Source organism: Vogesella lacus (assembly GCF_979366295.1).
Genome location: NZ_CEETQT010000001.1, coordinates 162,643 through 178,689, shown reverse-complemented (window position 1 = coordinate 178,689; position 16,047 = coordinate 162,643). Strand labels below are relative to the sequence as shown.

The window sequence follows — 16,047 nt, the reverse complement described above, 5'->3', positions numbered from 1 at the left end:
ATCAGTTCGGGCGATCGTGAGATCGCCCGAAGTCCTTCCGGCCAGGCCGGAGCATTCGAATTTAGTCACTTCCGGTTTTTGTCCTTCTCTGGTCAACGCCTACATACCATGCATTTATCCGACCTTAAGCACCTTCACGTCAGTGAGCTCGTCCAGATGGCGATCTCCAGCGAGATCGATGGTGCTAGCCGCTTGCGCAAGCAAGACCTCATTTTTGCCATTCTGAAAAACCAAGCCAAGAAGGGCGAAAGCATCTTTGGCGATGGTACGCTGGAAGTACTGCCCGATGGCTTCGGCTTTTTGCGCAGTCCGGATTCTTCCTATCTTGCCGGGCCGGATGATATTTACGTCAGCCCGTCGCAAATTCGTCGTTTCAACCTGCATACAGGCGACACGATTGAAGGCGAAGTGCGCACCCCGAAAGAGGGTGAGCGTTACTTTGCACTCGTGAAAGTAGACAAGGTCAATGGTGGCCCGCCTGAGGCAGCCAAGAACAAGATCCTGTTTGAAAACCTGACGCCGCTGTTCCCGACCGAGCGTTTGCACCTCGAGCGTGATATCAAGGCTGAGGAAAACGTGACCAGCCGTATTATCGACCTGATCGCGCCTATCGGCAAAGGTCAGCGTGCCTTGCTGGTTGCGCCGCCGAAGTCCGGCAAAACCGTGATGCTCACGCATATTGCGCACGCCATTACGACCAACCACCCGGAAGTCGAGCTGATCGTGTTGCTGATTGACGAGCGTCCGGAAGAAGTGACCGAAATGCAGCGTTCGGTACGCGGTGAGGTGGTTTCGTCGACGTTTGACGAGCCGGCAACGCGTCACGTTCAGGTTGCTGAAATGGTCATTGAGAAGGCCAAGCGTCTGGTTGAGCACAAGAAGGATGTGGTGATCCTGCTGGATTCCATTACCCGTCTGGCGCGTGCTTACAATACCGTGATTCCATCATCCGGCAAGGTGTTGACCGGTGGTGTGGATGCCAATGCACTGCAGCGTCCCAAGCGCTTCTTTGGTGCGGCGCGCAATATCGAAGAAGGCGGTTCGCTGACCATTATCGCGACAGCACTGGTGGATACCGGCTCGCGTATGGATGACGTGATCTTCGAGGAATTCAAGGGCACCGGTAATATGGAACTGCACCTTGATCGTCGCATGGCCGAGAAGCGTGTCTTCCCGGCGATTAACATCAACCGTTCGGGTACCCGTCGTGAAGAGCTGCTGATTCAGCAAGAGCAGCTGCAACGCATCTGGGTATTGCGCAAGCTGCTGTACCCGATGGATGATCTTGAGGCAATGGAGTTCCTGCTGGGCAAGATCAAGGCGACCAAGACCAATCTGGCGTTCTTCGACTCGATGCGCCGTTAAGACCGGTTTGACTCGCTCACAACGCCAGGATTGCTCCTGGCGTTTTTTATTGCAGAATGAATTATGGACTTGTTGAATCTGATACTGGATCTTGATGGATTCTCCATCATCGGCACGGTGGCCTTTGCGGTTTCCGGTTATTTGCTGGGGGTGCGCAAACACCTGGACTGGCTGGGTGTAGTGATTGTGACGCTGCTGACCGCGATTGGTGGCGGCATCATTCGTGATGTGCTGGTTGGCCGCATGCCCATGGTGTTTCTGGATAATACCAACCTCGTCGTGATTGCTGTGACGCTGCTGTTTGCCTGGCTGCTGCGCTTGCACAAGCGAGAAAACGAGATACTGACGCGGTTATTCATTATTGCCGACTCTATCGGCCTAGTGGCTTTCAGCCTTGCGGGTGCGAAGCTTGGTGTCGAGTTTCATCTGAATGCTTTTGGTGTGGTCTTGCTGGGTTTTGTCACGGCAGTGGGTGGCGGTATCGTGCGTGACATGATGGTCAATGACGTGCCGTTTATCCTGCATCAGGATTTTTACGGAACCGTGTCGATTCTGGTGGCGGCAGTGTTGTATGTGCTGAGTCAGCAGGGTTGGGATCGCCTGCTGGCGGTACAGCTTTTGTTTGTTGCAGGTTTGGCTTTGCGCTTGCTTGCGCACTGGCAGGAGCTGTCCTTGCCCAAGCCCGGAGTGAAAAACAGGAGGTGATATGTCGGCAATGGCGAGCTGGTTGGGGCAGGTCGGAAATGTATTGACTCGGCAGATCGCTCTGCCGGACGAAGAGGGCTTGCTGCCGCGGCCCGAGGTTGTCCGCAAGGCGGCGGTGCTGATGCTGTTGAGTGAGGGGGAAGCGGGTTTGCAGATGCTGCTGACAAGGCGGACCGAGCATCTGCGCAGTCATGCCGGCCAGATCAGTTTCCCGGGTGGCAAGCTCGATGGGCCGCATGAAGGGGTGGTGGCGGCAGCCTTGCGTGAGGCGCGGGAGGAAGTCGGGCTGGATGCGGCGGCGGTCGAGGTGCTGGGTGTCTTGCCTAGCTATATAACCATCACCGGTTATGAGGTGACACCGGTACTTGCCTTGCAAACACGAGACTGGCAACTGTCACCGCAGCCGGACGAGGTGGCCGAGGTGTTTTGTGTGCCATGGCGGGTGTTGGCCGACTTGTCAGCATACGAGCGGCATCCGGTGCGGCGGGAGGGCTTCAGCGGGCATTATTACAGCATCAGCTATCGCGATTACTATATCTGGGGGGCGACAGCCGCCATGCTGCGAAGGTTGGCCGCGATATTGCCGCCTTTGCCTGAATAAAAAAGCCACCTTGCGGTGGCTTTTTTGTTAACGCTTCGGCGGGTTGAAGAGTGCCGATTGCTGGCGGCCGCGCTGGTTGTTATTGCTGCGTGGCTTGCCGTTGCGCTGGTTGTTGTGGCTGCTGTTATTGCTGCTGCCACCGCCGCGCTTGTTCATCAGCAATGGTGGATCATCCGTTGCCGAGATGCCGAGTGTGTGTAGCGTCAGGGTAGGCTGGCGCGGGCCGTCATCATGGAAGAAGTTGCCATTCGGCTCTTTGGACTGACGCGGCTTGTTGGTGGCGGCCGGCTTGCGGGCGGCAGGGTTGGCCGCAGGCTTGCCTTGCGGGCTGCTACGCTTCTGTTCGCCGGTTCTGCGTTCTTGCTGCTGGCCATTGGCCTGTTCGCGATTAGGCTGACCGCTCTTGCGTGGATTGCTGTTGCGGCGTGCTTCGCTCTTGCCTTCGCCCTGGCTGGCTGCGTCAGCGCGGTTGTTGTCGCGTGCTGGTGCACCGCGGCCGCTGCGCTGACCCTGGCCTTGCGGCTTGCGACCCTGGCCTTTCGGGGCGCTGGTCGGGGTGAGGGCACCGTGAATGTAGCGGCCAAGGCCGATCTCGATAGCCTGTGGCTCTGCGCCCATGTCGGCTTCGAAGCCGGCAACGCTGACGCGCTCAACTTGCTGCTTGATCAGCTTTTCGATGTCGCGCAGGAAGCCCAGCTCGTCAACGCATACCAGCGACAGGGCTTCGCCCTTGCAGCCGGCACGACCGGTACGGCCGATGCGGTGTACGTAGTCTTCCGGCACGTTTGGCAACTCGAAGTTCACCACGTGTGGCAGTTCTTCGATATCCAGGCCGCGGGCGGCGATATCGGTGGCCACCAGAACCGGCAGGCTACCATCCTTGAAGCCGGCCAGCGCCTTGGTGCGTGCACCCTGACTCTTGTTGCCGTGAATTGCCATGCTGGCAATGCCTGCTTTTTCCAGCTTTTCGGCCAGGCGGTTGGCGCCGTGTTTGGTGCGGGTGAAGACCAGCACCTGATGCCAGTCGCCAGACTTGATCAGATGAGTCAGCAACTCGGTTTTACGATCGCGGTCAACCAGATGCACCTTCTGGGTGATCTGTTCGTTGGTGGTATTCGGACGTGCTACTTCAACCAGCTTGGGCTGGTTCAGCAGCTTGTCAGCCAGTTTTTTGATGTCGTCAGAGAAGGTGGCGGAGAACAGCAGGTTCTGACGCTCGGCTGGCAGCATGGCCAGCACTTTCTTGATGTCGTGAATGAAGCCCATGTCCAGCATGCGATCGGCTTCGTCCAGCACCAGAATCTCGACGCCAGACAGGTCAACGGTTTTCTGGCCAGCGTGATCCAGCAAACGGCCTGGTGTGGCCACCAGAATGTCTACCGGCTTTTTCAGGGCGGAAATCTGCGGGTTGATGCCAACGCCGCCAAACATCACCATGGATTTCAGGCTCAGGTATTTGCCGTACTCGCGTACGGACTCTTCTACCTGCGCAGCCAGTTCGCGGGTCGGGGTCAGTACCAGTGCGCGCGGACGGCCTTTTTGCTTGGATGGCTTGTCCATCAGGCGATGCAGCAAAGGCAGGGTAAAGCCGGCGGTTTTGCCGGTACCGGTTTGCGCTGCAGCCAGCAGATCGCCACCTTGCAATACCTGGGGAATGGCCTGCGCCTGGATAGGAGTAGGCTGGGTGTAACCAGTTTCGGCTACGGCCTGCAGCAGGGGCTCGGCAAGACCCAGTGCGGCAAAAGTCAATTCGGACATGTAGTGTGAGCTTGTTTGCAATTCAGGCCGCCTGATCCTTGAAGAAGGAGAATGCCAATCAGATCAGGCAGGCAATTATGAGGGTGAACCCGGTAGTGTGCTGGGCTTTAAATGAGGAGTCGCGATGATTGGCAGGGCGCGATTTGTTTGATTCTACATTGATTGGGCAAATATTGCAGCGGCAAGTGCTTAATAAATTCAATTTATGCAAATGAAATCACCTTGACCGTCTGATATGACGGCCAAGGCTTGTGTTGATCAATCAGCCGCGGAACTGATTGATAATGCTGGAAAAGTCCAGCTTGCCATTGCCTTGTGCGACATGGCTGGCGTAGAGGTTGCGTGCCAATGCGCCCATCGGGTTGGCCGCATGGCTCTGGATGGCGGTTTCTTCGGCAAGACCCAGGTCTTTCAACATCAGTTCAGACATGAAACCGCCTGCATAGGCGCGACTGGCCGGGGTATTTTCCATCACGCCAGGCCACGGGTTGTAGAGTTCTAGCGCCCAGTTGCGGCCCGAGCTCTTGCTCATGATCTCTGACAGCACGGCCGGATCGAGGCCGTTGCGCACACCCAGCGCCAGCGCTTCGGCAGTGCCGGCCATCAGGATGCCAAGCAGCATATTGTTGCAGACCTTGGCGGTCTGGCCGGCACCGATATTGCCTGCATGGAAGATGTTCTTGCCCATGGCGTTGAACAGCTCGCGGGCCGCATCGACGTTGGCCGCTTCGCCACCAACCATGAAAGTCAGCGTGCCGGCGGCTGCACCCGCCGTACCACCGGAAACCGGTGCATCGACAAAGCGATGACCGGCGCGGGAGGCAGCTTCGCCAACCTGGCGGGCACTGGCAACATCAATCGTGCTGCAATCCACCAGCAAGGTGCCGGCAGGCAGGCTGGCGCACAGGCCTTGCTCGCCCAGATACAGGCCGGCGACATGCTTGCCGGCTGGCAGCATGGTTATCACTGCATCGACGCCCTGAATTGCCTCGGCAATGCTGGCTGCTACCTGGCCGCCGGCGGCGGCAAACTGGCGCAGGGCGTTTTCTGACAAGTCAAAACCGCGTACCGCAAAACCTGCTTTTACAAGGTTGGCCGCCATCGGGCCGCCCATATTGCCAAGGCCGATAAATGCAATCTGTTTCATCATGCTGTCTCCGGTTCAGGCCAGTGCGGCCAGGGGGTGATCTTGCGGCCGCCAGGGCTGGCTGAAATGCTGGCTGACGGCGGCGTGGTCGATATCGGCAAGGCGAGGCCAGTGCCACTGCGGTTTGCGATCCTTGTCGATCAGCAGGGCGCGCACGCCCTCGCGGAACTCCGGCCCACTGCAGAAGTTCAGCGACAACGCCAGCTCCATGCGCAGCGCCTCGGCCAGCGACAGATGGCGCGCGCGGCGGAAAATCTCCCAGCTTACCGCTGCGCTCATCGGGCTGCCGGCGAGATAGCTCTTGGCTGCGGCGGCCAGCCACGGGTCTTCGAAGGCGGTGTCGCGTAGCGCGCGGTCAAAGGCCGCCAGCGAGCCCTTGTTGAGCAAGGTGTGGATCTGCGCGAGATTGCGGCCAACCTGGCTGTCGGCCAGCTCGTCCGGGTTGCCGGCTTCGAGTTCGCCAAGGCAGGCGGTGGTCAGGGCATGGTTGGCCGCGGCCTCATGCTGCCACGGCAGGGTGGTCAGCTGTTGCAGCAGTTGCGGCCAGGCCTGTTGCGGCAGAATGTGGTCGGCCAGATTGCACAGCAGTGCGTCGCGCGCATTCAGCGGTGCGCCAGTCAGGCCGAGAAACAGGCCGGCGCGTGCCGGCATGCGCTGCAGAAACCAGCTGCCAGCGACATCCGGATACAGGCCGATGGTGATTTCCGGCATGGCAATGCGGGTACTGGCGGTGGCGATGCGGTGGCTGGCACCGGCCATCAGGCCAAGGCCGCCGCCCATCACGATGCCATTGCCCCAGACCAGCAAAGGCTTGCTGTAGCTGTGAATGCGGTAATCGAGCGCGTATTCGCGGCTGAAAAAGTCTTCAGCTACCGGATTCGGATATTGCTCGTCGGCAAGCAGCGCCTCGCGCAGCGCCCGCACATCGCCGCCGGCGCAGAAGGCCTTGTCGCCGGCACCGCGCAGCAGCACCGCGGCAATGCCCTCGTCGGCCGCCCAGATCGACAGCCGCGCATCGAGCAGACGGATCATGTCGAGATTCAGCGCGTTCAGCGCTTTTTCCGCATTCAGGGTGGCAATGCCGAGGCGGAAGCCGCTGGCGGTGGCGACTTCATCGAACAACACGACGTCGTTCATGGTTCTGTTTCCTTCGTGGCAAGACAGTCAGGCTGTCGTTCAGGCGTTTATCCACTGCGGCGCGCGTTTTTCGAGGAAGGCATTGACACCTTCGCGCTGGTCGAGGCTATCGAACAGTTTGACGAACAACTCGCGCTCGTGAATCAGGTTGGCCGCAGGCGGTGCGTGGCGTGCGCGTTGCACCAGCGTCTTGCAGGCGCTGACGGCAACCGGCGACTGGCGGCCAACCTTTTCGGCCAGTGCCAGTGCCGCTGCACGCGCCTCGCCCTTGGCGACGACTTCTTCTACCAGACCGATGCGCAGCGCGGTGGCGGCATCGACGCGCTCGCCGCACAGAATCATGCGTTTCGCCCAGCCTTCGCCGACCAGCCACGGCAGATTCTGCGTGCCGCCGGCACAGGGCAGCAGGCCGACGGCGGCCTCCGGCAGTGCCATTTGTGCCTGTTCTTCGGCGATGCGGATATCGCAAGCCAGCGCACACTCAAGCCCGCCGCCCATGGCGTAGCCGTTGATGGCGGCAATACTCACGCCACGAAACGCCGACAGCGCTTCGAAGGCTTCGCCAAACGCGATGCTGGCACTGGCGGCATGACCCTTGTCGCCATCGGCAAACTGCTTGAGATCAGCGCCGGCGCTGAAAAATTTCTCGCCTTCGCCGGTAATCACCAGCGCGTAGATGTCGCGGTCGGCGTTGAGATCGCTGACCAGTTGTTGCAGCGCGGCCAGGCTGGCCAGCGTCCAGGTATTGGCTGGCGGGTTGGCGATGGTGATCAGCGCGGTGTGGCCGTGTTTTTCGACATTCAGATTGGTGTAGTGCATGGGTGTGGCTCCTGTTGCTTAGCGCAGGGTGCTGCTGGCGGCGTCCTGCAGCAGTTTGCGGGCGATGATCACGCGCATGATTTCATTGGTGCCTTCCAGAATCTGGTGCACGCGGTTGTCGCGCAGATAGCGCTCCAGCGGGTATTCCTTGATATAGCCGTAGCCGCCGAACAGTTGCAGCGCCTCGTTGGCGACCTTGAAACCGGTGTCGGTGGCAAAGCGCTTGGCCATCGCACAATAGGTGCTGGCTGCGGGCTGTTGCTGGTCGAGCTGCCATGCGGCCAACCTTACCATCTGCCGTGCGGCAATCAGCTCGGTGGCCATGTCGGCGAGGCGAAACTGCACGCTCTGGAATTCGGCCAGCGGCTGGCCGAATTGCTGGCGTTCCTGCACATAGCGGTTGGCCGCATCGAGCGCGGCTTGTGCCGTGCCGACCGAGCAAGTGGCGATATTGATGCGACCGCCATCCAGCCCCTTCATCGCGAGGCTGAAGCCCTGGCCTTCGCTGCCCAGCAGGTTGGCCACCGGCACGCGCACATTGTCAAAGGTGATGGTGCGGGTGGGCTGGCTGTTCCAGCCCATCTTTTTTTCTTTCTTGCCATAGTGGATGCCGGTCAGATCGGCCGGTACCAGTAGCGCCGAGATGCCCTTGGCACCCGCGCCGCCAGTGCGTGCCATCACCACCAGCACATCGGTGCTGCCGGCGCCGCTGATAAAGGCCTTGCTGCCGTTCAGTACGTAATCGTCGCCGTCGCGTTCGGCACGAGTGCGCAGGTTGGCCGCATCAGAGCCGGCACCCGGTTCGGTCAGGCAGTAGCTGCCGAATTTCTCGCCGCTGGCGAGCAGCGGCCCCCAGTGCGCGGCTAACTCGGGCGCTGCGAAGCTGCCTATCATCCAGCTGACCATATTGTGGATGGTCAGATAGGCGGTGGTGCTGGTGCAGCCGGCGGCCAGCTCTTCGAAGATGATGGCGGCGTCGAGGCGGGGCAGGCCGAGTCCGCCGTATTGCTCGGGCGTGTACAGACCGCAAAAGCCCATTTCGCCGGCGCGGCGCAGCACATCCAGCGGGAAGATTTCGTTTTCATCCCAGTGGGCGGCGTGCGGGGCGAGTTCGCAGCGGGCAAATTCGCGCGCACTGTCACGAAAGGCCTCTTGTTCGGGGCTGAGGGAAAAGTCCATGGCAGGCTCTCTGGCGCCGGCAAAGCAGCTTGCCGGCGCTTTTCGGGTTGATTACTTGAGCTGGATGGTGGTGTGGACCTTGCCGTTGCTGGCGTCGTCGTCAAACCAGCGACTGGTGACGGTCTTGGTCTGGGTGTAGAACAGCACCACCTGCTTGCCGTATGGGCCGAGATCGCCCAGCTTGGACGCGCGCGAGCCGGTAAAACTGAACAGCGGCACCGGCACCGGAATCGGCACATTGATGCCGACCTGGCCTACATCGATATCTTCCTGGAAGCGGCGGGCGGCCGCGCCACTCTGGGTAAAGATGGCTGTGCCGTTGCCGTTCGGGTTGGCATTGATGATGTCGATGGCCTCGTCGATGCTGTCGGCGGCCATCAGGCATAGCACCGGCCCGAAGATTTCTTGCTCGTAAACGCTCATGCCGGGCTTCACGCCGCTGAAAATGGTCGGTGCGACAAAATTGCCGTTAGGGTAGCCGTCAACACTGATCTCGCGGCCGTCCAGCTCCAGCTTCGCGCCTTCGGCAATGCCTTTCTCGATCAGTGTGTGGATGCGATCACGTGCGCTGCAGCTGATTACCGGGCCAAGGTCAGGATTGTCGCTGCCGGCACCGACGCGCAGGGTCTTGGCCTTGGCCACCAGATCGGGAATCCATTGCTGTGCCTCGCCCACCAGCACGGCCACGCTCAGTGCCATGCAGCGCTGGCCGGCGGCGCCGAAAGCGGCACCGGTCAGCTGATTCAGTGCCTGTTCCTTGTTGGCATCCGGCAGCACGATGGCGTGGTTCTTGGCGCCCATCATGCATTGCACGCGCTTGCCGTTAAGGCTGGCGCGGTTGTAGACATGAGTGCCCACCTTGGTCGAGCCGACAAAGCTGATCGCCTTGATGTCGGGGTGGTCGCAGATGGCGTTCACCACCTCAGGGCCGCCATGCACCACATTGAGTACGCCAGCGGGAATGCCGGCTTGCAGTGCCAGCTCGACCAGGCGCATGGTTACCAGCGGGTCCTGCTCGGAAGGCTTCAGTACAAAGGTGTTGCCGGTGGCAATCGCCATCGGGAACATCCACAGCGGAATCATCGCCGGGAAGTTGAACGGGGTGATGCCGGCGCACACGCCCAGCGGCTGCATCACGGTATAGGTATCGACACCGCCGGCGACGTTCTCGGCGTATTCGCCCAGTTGCAGCGTGCCGATGTTGGCCGCATGCTCGACAACTTCGAGGCCGCGGAACACATCGCCCTCGGCATCCAGCAGGGTCTTGCCTTGCTCGGCAGAGAGCAGGGCGGCCAGCTCTTTCATATTGTCGCGAATCAGCTGCTGCAGCTTGAGGAAGATGCGGGCGCGGGTACCGATCGGGGTTTTCTTCCAGCTCTTGAAGGCGGCCTTGCCGGCCGCTACTGCAGCAGCGACTTCATCAGCCGTGGCCATCGGCACGCGAGCCAGCACTTCTTGCGTGGCCGGATTGACGACATCGCGCCATTCGCTGGTACGGGATTCCACAAATTCGCCGCCAATCAGCAGCTTGACGGTAGGCAGGTGCGACATGGTGATCTCCTTGGGGTTGTGTGGCCCATGTTGTAATTCTAGTTTACGTAAACGTAAGCATTTCGGGTAAATTAGAGCAAGTGCTTGGTTTTCGCAACGGCTTTTTAATGGCGACTGTCACCTGATGCAACAGTCGCCATGTCAAAGGTGAAAACGCTTACTCGAGCGGACGTTCGTCAGCAATGACTTTGCCGTCGGCCGGCAGACTGGCCGGTGCGCACAGTACGACATCGCCGCGCAGCTTGGTCAGCTCGCGCAGAGTGTCGGTGATGGCGGTGACCAGGCTGTCGTTTTGTGATGCGGGTGCACATTCGGCGTGTAGCGCCATGCAATCCAGGTGATTGTCGCGGGTGACAACCAGCCGCAGCCGGCCCAGTTGCGGATGACGGGCGGCAATGGCGTGGATCTGCTCCGGATGGACAAACATGCCTTTGATCTTGCAAGTCTGGTCGGCGCGGCCAAGCCAGCCCTTGATACGGATATTGCTGCGGCCGCAAGGCGATGGCGCAAGCAGCTCGGCCGACAGATCGCCGGTGGCAAAGCGCAGCAGCGGGTAATCGCGGTTAAAGCTGGTGACCACCACTTCGCCGATCTCCCCTGTTGCAACAGGCTGGCCGCTACCGGGGCTGACCAGCTCCAGCAGGATGTCTTCGTCCACCACCATGCCGTCACCGGCCACGCTTTCGTAGGCAATCAGCCCGAGATCGGCAGTGGCGTAGCACTGGAAAACGCTGATGCCACGCTCGGCAAACCAGGCGCGCAGGCTGGCTGGCAGGGCTTCGCCGCTGACCAGCGCCTTGCTGAGGCGCGGCAAAGGCAGCTGCAGCTGCTCGGCTTTTTCGAGGATCAGCTTGAGAAACGAGGGCGTGCCGGTGTAGGCGGTGGCACCCAGATCATGCATCGCCTGCGCCTGCAGTTCGGTCTGGCCTGTGCCGCCCGGAAACACCGCACAGCCCAGCGCGCGGGCGCCGGCATCCAGCATCCAGCCACCAGGGGTGAAGTGGTAGGAAAAGCCGTTATGCACGATGTCGCCGGCGCGAAAACCGGCCGCGTACAGCGCGCGGCTCATGCGCCAGAAGTCGTCGCCGTGGCCTTGCGGTTCGTAGATCGGGCCGGGCGAGGCAAACAGCCGCTGCGCCTCGCCGGCTGGCAGTGCGGCGAAACCGCCAAATGGCGGCAGCTCGCGCTGGGCATGCAGCAGTGCCGACTTGCGGGTTAGCGGCAGGTTGGCCAATGCAGCCAGGGTGTCGATGCGGCTGGTATCGACATCAGCCAGCAGTGCGGCATAAGCCGGACTCGCCGCCTTGGCATGGGCAAGCTGCGCCGGCAGGGCGCGCAGCAATGCGGCCAACCTTTGGGCGTGTGGCCGCGTTTCGCGTGGGTCGGGGTAGGTCATGGCAGCTTTCGGTGAGCGGTTCGGTTAGTCGGGCATCAGGCCAGCCAGCGCTTGCGGCGGCGGTAGTGCTTGACGTCACGGAAGCTCTTGCGGCCGTCACCGCCAAGGCCGAGGTAGAACTCTTTCACGTCCTCGTTGCTGCGCAGGTCTTCGGCGCTGCCGTCCATCACCACGCGGCCGTTTTCGAGGATGTAGCCATAGTGGGCGTACTTTAGTGCCACATTGGTGTTTTGTTCGGCCAGGAGGAAGCTCACGCCTTCCTTCTCGTTAAGCTCGCGCACGATCTCGAAGATCTCTTCGACGATCTGCGGTGCCAGGCCCATAGATGGCTCGTCCAGCAGAATCATTTTCGGATCGGCCATCATCGCGCGGCCGATGGCCACCATTTGTTGCTCGCCGCCGCTGGTGTAGCCGGCCTGGCTCTGGCGGCGGGTTTTCAGGCGCGGAAAGTAGTGATAGATGCGCTCTAGCGCCAGCTTGATCTCGCTGCGGCTGATGGCGCGGGTATAGGCACCGGTCAGCAGGTTTTCTTCGACCGTCAGATGGCCGAAGCAGTGGCGGCCTTCCATCACCTGGATCACGCCTTGGCGCACCAGCTGGTCTGGCGTCATCGCGTCGATACGTTGGCCGCGATACTCGATGCTGCCCTTGGTGATGTCGCCGCGCTCCGAACGCAGCAGCGTCGAGATGGCCTTCAGCGTGGTGCTCTTGCCGGCGCCGTTGGCACCGAGCAGGGCGACGATCTGGCCTTCGGGCACATCAAGTGACACGCCCTTGAGCACCAGGATCACATGGTTGTAGATGACTTCGATATTGTTGACCGACAGCAGAAACGGGGTAGGCGTGGTTTGCATGCGAAAACTCCGTGTGGCCGGGGCGCGTGGCCCCGGCGCAATTCAGTAGCAGGTGCAGTCTTGCCGGATCGCCGGCCTTACTTCTCGGCCGCGCAGTCGCGCAGCTTGATGCCTTTTTCCTGCACGTGTTTGTCAACCGAGGCCTTGATCAACGGGCCGGTCACGCTGGTGTCGGCCTTGATCCAGCCGGATACCGGCTTCCAGTCCTTGCCGTCCCACTGCATGAAGCGGGTGTAGCCGCTACCCTCGTGGTTTTCGCAGCTGGTTTTCAGCGGCGGGATCATGTCGCTGATGCCCAGGTCTTTCTGGCGCTTGACGTCGATGTTCAGGTTTTCCATGCCCCAGCGGATCTGGTCGCCATTCAGGGTTTTCGCGCCGTATTTCTTCTGTGCGGCACGAATCGCCTCGACCATCAGGATGCCGCTGACCACGCCACGGTTGTAGTTGACGGTGCCGATCGAGCCTTTATCCGACAGATTGCCCTTGCCCGCGCCGTACAGGCTCTTTTCGATGTCCTGGATCAGCGGGAACTGCTTGCCGTCCAGCGCAAAGCTGCCGGCGATATAGCCCTTGGCGGCGTCACCTGCGGCAATCGCGTCTTCTTCCGAGCCGCCCCACCAGTTGGAGACGATGTTTTCACGCGGGAAGCCGACTTTCTGCGCCGATTTCAGTGCGGCCGGTGTCATCACACCCCAGCTGCGCAGGATCACGAAGTCCGGACGGGCGCGGCGGATTTCCAGCCACTGCGATTGCTGCTCGGTACCCGGAGCTGGGACCTCGATATTTTGCAGGGTGAAGCCGTATTTCTTGGCCATCGCATCCAGCACCGGCATGGTTTCCTTGCCGTAGGCCGAGCCGTGATACAGGTTGACGATCTTCTTGCCCTTGAGCTTGTCCATGCCGCCCAGACGCTGGCCGATAAACTGGATCTTGGCGGTGGCCTGGCTCCAGTAGCTGGTAATCAGCGGGAAGGTGTATTTGAAGGCGCGGCCATCGGCAGCATCGGCGCGGCCAAAGCCCATGGTCATCAGCGGAATCTGGTCCTTGTCGGAGCGATCCATCACCGCATAAGTGATGCCGGTCGACATGAAGTTGAAGGCCGAAGCACCGCCGGCCTTGGCTTTCAGTCGTTCGTAGCATTCGACGCCGCGGTCATTCTTGTATTCGGTTTCGCACTCTTCGTAAGTCAGCTTCACGCCACCCACGCCACCTTCTTTCAGATTGACGTAGTTGAGGTAGTCGATCATGCCGCCGTAAAACTTGGCACCGCCCGAAGCGTAAGGGCCGACGCGATAGCTCGGAATCGGGATGAACTGGTCGGCAGCCTGGGCAATGCCGGCAACGGTCAGCAGGGCGAGGGAAGCGGCAACGATGGTTTTTTGCATTGTATGTCTCCTGGTCTTTCTCTGTTGTCGTGCTACGGATGGTGCGGATACAAGCCCGGCCGGCAAGGGGCGGCCGGGCCGGGGGTCAGTGCGGGAAGGGCCAGACGCGCAGCTTTTCCTTGGCGATCTGCCACAGGCGGGCGAGGCCGTGTGGTTCGACGATCAGGAAAAAGATGATCAGGCCGCCGAAAATCATCATTTCGAGGTTGGCAAGAAACTGGGTGCTGATGGCACCGTGGAAGACCTGGCCCAGCAGGTTCAGGCCGATAGGCAGCAGCACGATGAAGCCGGCACCAAGGAAGGAACCGAGAATACTGCCGACGCCGCCGATGATGATCATGAAGAGGATCTGGAAAGAGCGATGCAGATCGAATGCCTGGGCATCCACCGTGCCCAGCAGCACGAAGGCGTACAGCGCGCCGGCCACGCCGCAGTAGAAAGAGCTGATGGCAAAGGCCAGCAATTTGGTGCGCAGCATCGGAATGCCTATCACCTCGGCAGCCACATCCATGTCACGGATGGCCATCCACGAGCGGCCGATACTGCTGCGCGCCATATTCTTGGCCGCCAGCGCCATGAAGGCGACGATGGACAGCGTCAGCAGATACTTGCTGGCCGGGGTGTCGATGGCAATGCCGAATACCTGCATCGCTGGCGCGGTAATCACGCCGGACGAGCTGTAATTACTGAACCAGCCAAACTTGGTGAACACCCACTCGATGAAAAACTGTGCGGCCAACGTTGCTACTGCCAGATAAAAGCCCTTGATACGCAAGGATGGCAAGCCGAAGGCCACGCCGACCAGCGCCGCTGACAGGCCGCCCATGAAGAAAGCGACCAGCAAGGGCATGCCCGGCATGCGCAGCATGAAGTTGTAGGTGGCAAACGCACCGACAGCCATGAAGGCGGCCGAGCCCAGCGACAGCTGGCCGGCGTAGCCGGTCAGGATGTTCAAGCCCAGCGCGGCCAGCGACAGGATTAGGAACGGAATCAGGATACCTGACAGCAGGTAGTCACTGGCCAGGCCTGGCGTGGCGACAAAGGCCAGCGCCAGCAGGGCAATGATGAACAGGCGGTCCTGCTTGATGGTGAAGATGGCCGAGTCGGCGGCGTAGCTGCTTTTGAATTGGCCGGATTCGCGATAAATCATGGTTAAACCCTCTCGATATGTTTTTCGCCGAACAGGCCTTCAGGACGAATCAGCAGGAACAGCAAGGCCAGCATGTAAGGGAACCAGTTTTCGATGCCACCGGAGAGGAAAGGCCCCAGATAGACTTCGGCCAGTTTTTCGCCGGCACCGATGATCAGGCCGCCGACAATCGCGCCCGGCACTGAAGTGAAACCGCCGAGAATCAGCACCGGCAAGGCCTTCAGCACCACCAGCGTCAGCGCAAACTGCACACCGAGACGCGAGCCCCATAGCAGGCCGGCGACCAGTGCCACAAAACCGGCAACACCCCAGACAATCGCCCAGATGTGCTTGAGCGGAATGCCGACCGACATCGCGGCCTGATGGTCATCAGCCACCGCCCGCAAGGCGCGGCCAAGCTTGGTCTTGCTGAAAAACAGTGCCAGTGCGGCCACCAGCGTGCCGCCGACTGCCGCAGCAAACAGGTCGAACTTGGAGATGAAGACGCCGTAGACATCAAACGGCTCGTCGGTGATGCCCAGCTCCAGGCCGTGCACATCGTTGCCCCACACCATTTGCGCCATGCCTTCGATGAAAAAGGCCAGACCGATGGTGGCCATGAACAGGGTGATGGGCGGCTGGTTGACCAGCGGGCGCAGTACCACACGCTCGATCGCCACGCCCAACAGCACCATCAGGCCTAGCGTCAGAATCAGCGCCAGCCAGAATGGCACGCCCATCGCCTCAATGGAGACAAAGGACAGTGCGGCAAACAGCACCATCGCGCCCTGGGCAAAGTTGAAGACGCCGGAGGCCTTGTAAATCAGCACAAAGCCAAGGGCGACCAGCGAGTACATCACGCCGGCCAACAGGCCACCGGCGAGCACTTCCAGAAAAAACTGCCATTCCATGTTTCTGCTCCTGTATGACTGCGGCCAAGGTTGGCCGCAGCGAGATTGCAGGCAAAGCGGGGCCTGTCCGCCGCGTTTCTGGCGCGGTGGCTGGGCGATTTGCAGGGAAA

The 16,047-nt window shown here is 60.7% G+C and carries 14 protein-coding genes; 3 read left to right on the top strand and 11 right to left on the bottom strand.

Going from position 1 to position 16,047, the window contains the following annotated elements; translation table 11 throughout:
* The first annotated feature begins 108 nt into the window (after nt 1-108).
* The 3 genes from rho (at nt 109) to ACZ9W6_RS00815 (ending at nt 2,671) form a co-directional block, all read left to right on the top strand.
* Entirely contained in the window at nt 109-1,365 is a 1,257-nt protein-coding gene (gene rho, locus ACZ9W6_RS00825; RefSeq protein WP_465189150.1) for a transcription termination factor Rho, read from the top strand.
* Nucleotides 1,366-1,428: 63 nt separating this feature from the next.
* Nucleotides 1,429-2,070, top strand: coding sequence for a trimeric intracellular cation channel family protein (locus ACZ9W6_RS00820; protein WP_465189149.1), 642 nt, complete (start codon nt 1,429-1,431; stop codon nt 2,068-2,070).
* Nucleotide 2,071: 1 nt separating this feature from the next.
* Nucleotides 2,072-2,671, top strand: a complete 600-nt coding sequence (locus ACZ9W6_RS00815; RefSeq protein WP_465189148.1) for a CoA pyrophosphatase — start codon at nt 2,072-2,074, stop codon at nt 2,669-2,671.
* A 27-nt stretch (nt 2,672-2,698) separates the two neighbouring features.
* Here the strand turns inward: ACZ9W6_RS00815 and ACZ9W6_RS00810 are convergent, their stop codons facing one another.
* The 11 genes from ACZ9W6_RS00810 to ACZ9W6_RS00760 all read right to left on the bottom strand — a co-directional run bounded on the left by ACZ9W6_RS00810 (nt 2,699) and on the right by ACZ9W6_RS00760 (nt 15,937).
* Nucleotides 2,699-4,429 carry a DEAD/DEAH box helicase gene (locus tag ACZ9W6_RS00810; RefSeq protein WP_465189147.1) on the bottom strand — a complete coding sequence of 577 codons (1,731 nt, stop codon included), beginning with the start codon at nt 4,427-4,429 and terminating at the stop codon, nt 2,699-2,701.
* Nucleotides 4,430-4,691: 262 nt separating this feature from the next.
* Nucleotides 4,692-5,579 carry a 3-hydroxyisobutyrate dehydrogenase gene (gene mmsB, locus ACZ9W6_RS00805; protein ID WP_465189146.1) on the bottom strand — a complete coding sequence of 296 codons (888 nt, stop codon included), beginning with the start codon at nt 5,577-5,579 and terminating at the stop codon, nt 4,692-4,694.
* A gap of 12 nt (nt 5,580-5,591) precedes the next feature.
* Complete coding sequence (locus tag ACZ9W6_RS00800) at nt 5,592-6,713, bottom strand: enoyl-CoA hydratase/isomerase family protein (RefSeq protein WP_465189145.1); 1,122 nt, start codon at nt 6,711-6,713, stop codon at nt 5,592-5,594.
* 39 nt (nt 6,714-6,752) lie between these two features.
* A complete protein-coding gene (locus tag ACZ9W6_RS00795) occupies nt 6,753-7,532 on the bottom strand; it encodes an enoyl-CoA hydratase (RefSeq protein ID WP_465189144.1) in 780 nt (259 codons plus the stop codon).
* 18 nt (nt 7,533-7,550) lie between these two features.
* Nucleotides 7,551-8,711: an acyl-CoA dehydrogenase family protein gene (locus ACZ9W6_RS00790; protein WP_465189143.1), complete on the bottom strand. Its 1,161-nt coding sequence runs from the start codon at nt 8,709-8,711 to the stop codon at nt 7,551-7,553.
* A 51-nt stretch (nt 8,712-8,762) separates the two neighbouring features.
* Nucleotides 8,763-10,262 (bottom strand): CoA-acylating methylmalonate-semialdehyde dehydrogenase, encoded by a 1,500-nt coding sequence (locus tag ACZ9W6_RS00785; RefSeq protein WP_465189142.1) that lies wholly within the window; start codon nt 10,260-10,262, stop codon nt 8,763-8,765.
* 157 nt (nt 10,263-10,419) lie between these two features.
* A complete protein-coding gene (locus ACZ9W6_RS00780) occupies nt 10,420-11,658 on the bottom strand; it encodes a phenylacetate--CoA ligase family protein (RefSeq protein ID WP_465189141.1) in 1,239 nt (412 codons plus the stop codon).
* Between the two features lie 35 nt (nt 11,659-11,693).
* A complete protein-coding gene (locus ACZ9W6_RS00775) occupies nt 11,694-12,512 on the bottom strand; it encodes an ABC transporter ATP-binding protein (protein ID WP_465189140.1) in 819 nt (272 codons plus the stop codon).
* 77 nt (nt 12,513-12,589) lie between these two features.
* Nucleotides 12,590-13,897 (bottom strand): ABC transporter substrate-binding protein, encoded by a 1,308-nt coding sequence (locus ACZ9W6_RS00770; protein WP_465189139.1) that lies wholly within the window; start codon nt 13,895-13,897, stop codon nt 12,590-12,592.
* Between the two features lie 85 nt (nt 13,898-13,982).
* The gene (locus ACZ9W6_RS00765; protein ID WP_465189138.1) at nt 13,983-15,047 is read right to left on the bottom strand and encodes a branched-chain amino acid ABC transporter permease; all 1,065 of its coding nucleotides are present in this window, start codon (nt 15,045-15,047) and stop codon (nt 13,983-13,985) included.
* Nucleotides 15,048-15,049: 2 nt separating this feature from the next.
* Nucleotides 15,050-15,937, bottom strand: coding sequence for a branched-chain amino acid ABC transporter permease (locus ACZ9W6_RS00760; RefSeq protein ID WP_465189137.1), 888 nt, complete (start codon nt 15,935-15,937; stop codon nt 15,050-15,052).
* Nucleotides 15,938-16,047: the final 110 nt, after the last annotated feature.

Coding starts and splice junctions, on each gene's coding strand:
- ACZ9W6_RS00775 (WP_465189140.1), bottom strand. CDS start 12,512: ATGCAAACCACGCCTACCCCGTTTCTGCTGTCGGTCAACAATATCGAA.
- ACZ9W6_RS00790 (WP_465189143.1), bottom strand. CDS start 8,711: ATGGACTTTTCCCTCAGCCCCGAACAAGAGGCCTTTCGTGACAGTGCG.
- ACZ9W6_RS00815 (WP_465189148.1), top strand. CDS start 2,072: ATGTCGGCAATGGCGAGCTGGTTGGGGCAGGTCGGAAATGTATTGACT.
- ACZ9W6_RS00765 (WP_465189138.1), bottom strand. CDS start 15,047: ATGATTTATCGCGAATCCGGCCAATTCAAAAGCAGCTACGCCGCCGAC.
- ACZ9W6_RS00770 (WP_465189139.1), bottom strand. CDS start 13,897: ATGCAAAAAACCATCGTTGCCGCTTCCCTCGCCCTGCTGACCGTTGCC.
- ACZ9W6_RS00820 (WP_465189149.1), top strand. CDS start 1,429: ATGGACTTGTTGAATCTGATACTGGATCTTGATGGATTCTCCATCATC.
- ACZ9W6_RS00780 (WP_465189141.1), bottom strand. CDS start 11,658: ATGACCTACCCCGACCCACGCGAAACGCGGCCACACGCCCAAAGGTTG.
- ACZ9W6_RS00785 (WP_465189142.1), bottom strand. CDS start 10,262: ATGTCGCACCTGCCTACCGTCAAGCTGCTGATTGGCGGCGAATTTGTG.
- ACZ9W6_RS00795 (WP_465189144.1), bottom strand. CDS start 7,532: ATGCACTACACCAATCTGAATGTCGAAAAACACGGCCACACCGCGCTG.
- rho (WP_465189150.1), top strand. CDS start 109: ATGCATTTATCCGACCTTAAGCACCTTCACGTCAGTGAGCTCGTCCAG.
- mmsB (WP_465189146.1), bottom strand. CDS start 5,579: ATGATGAAACAGATTGCATTTATCGGCCTTGGCAATATGGGCGGCCCG.
- ACZ9W6_RS00810 (WP_465189147.1), bottom strand. CDS start 4,429: ATGTCCGAATTGACTTTTGCCGCACTGGGTCTTGCCGAGCCCCTGCTG.
- ACZ9W6_RS00760 (WP_465189137.1), bottom strand. CDS start 15,937: ATGGAATGGCAGTTTTTTCTGGAAGTGCTCGCCGGTGGCCTGTTGGCC.
- ACZ9W6_RS00800 (WP_465189145.1), bottom strand. CDS start 6,713: ATGAACGACGTCGTGTTGTTCGATGAAGTCGCCACCGCCAGCGGCTTC.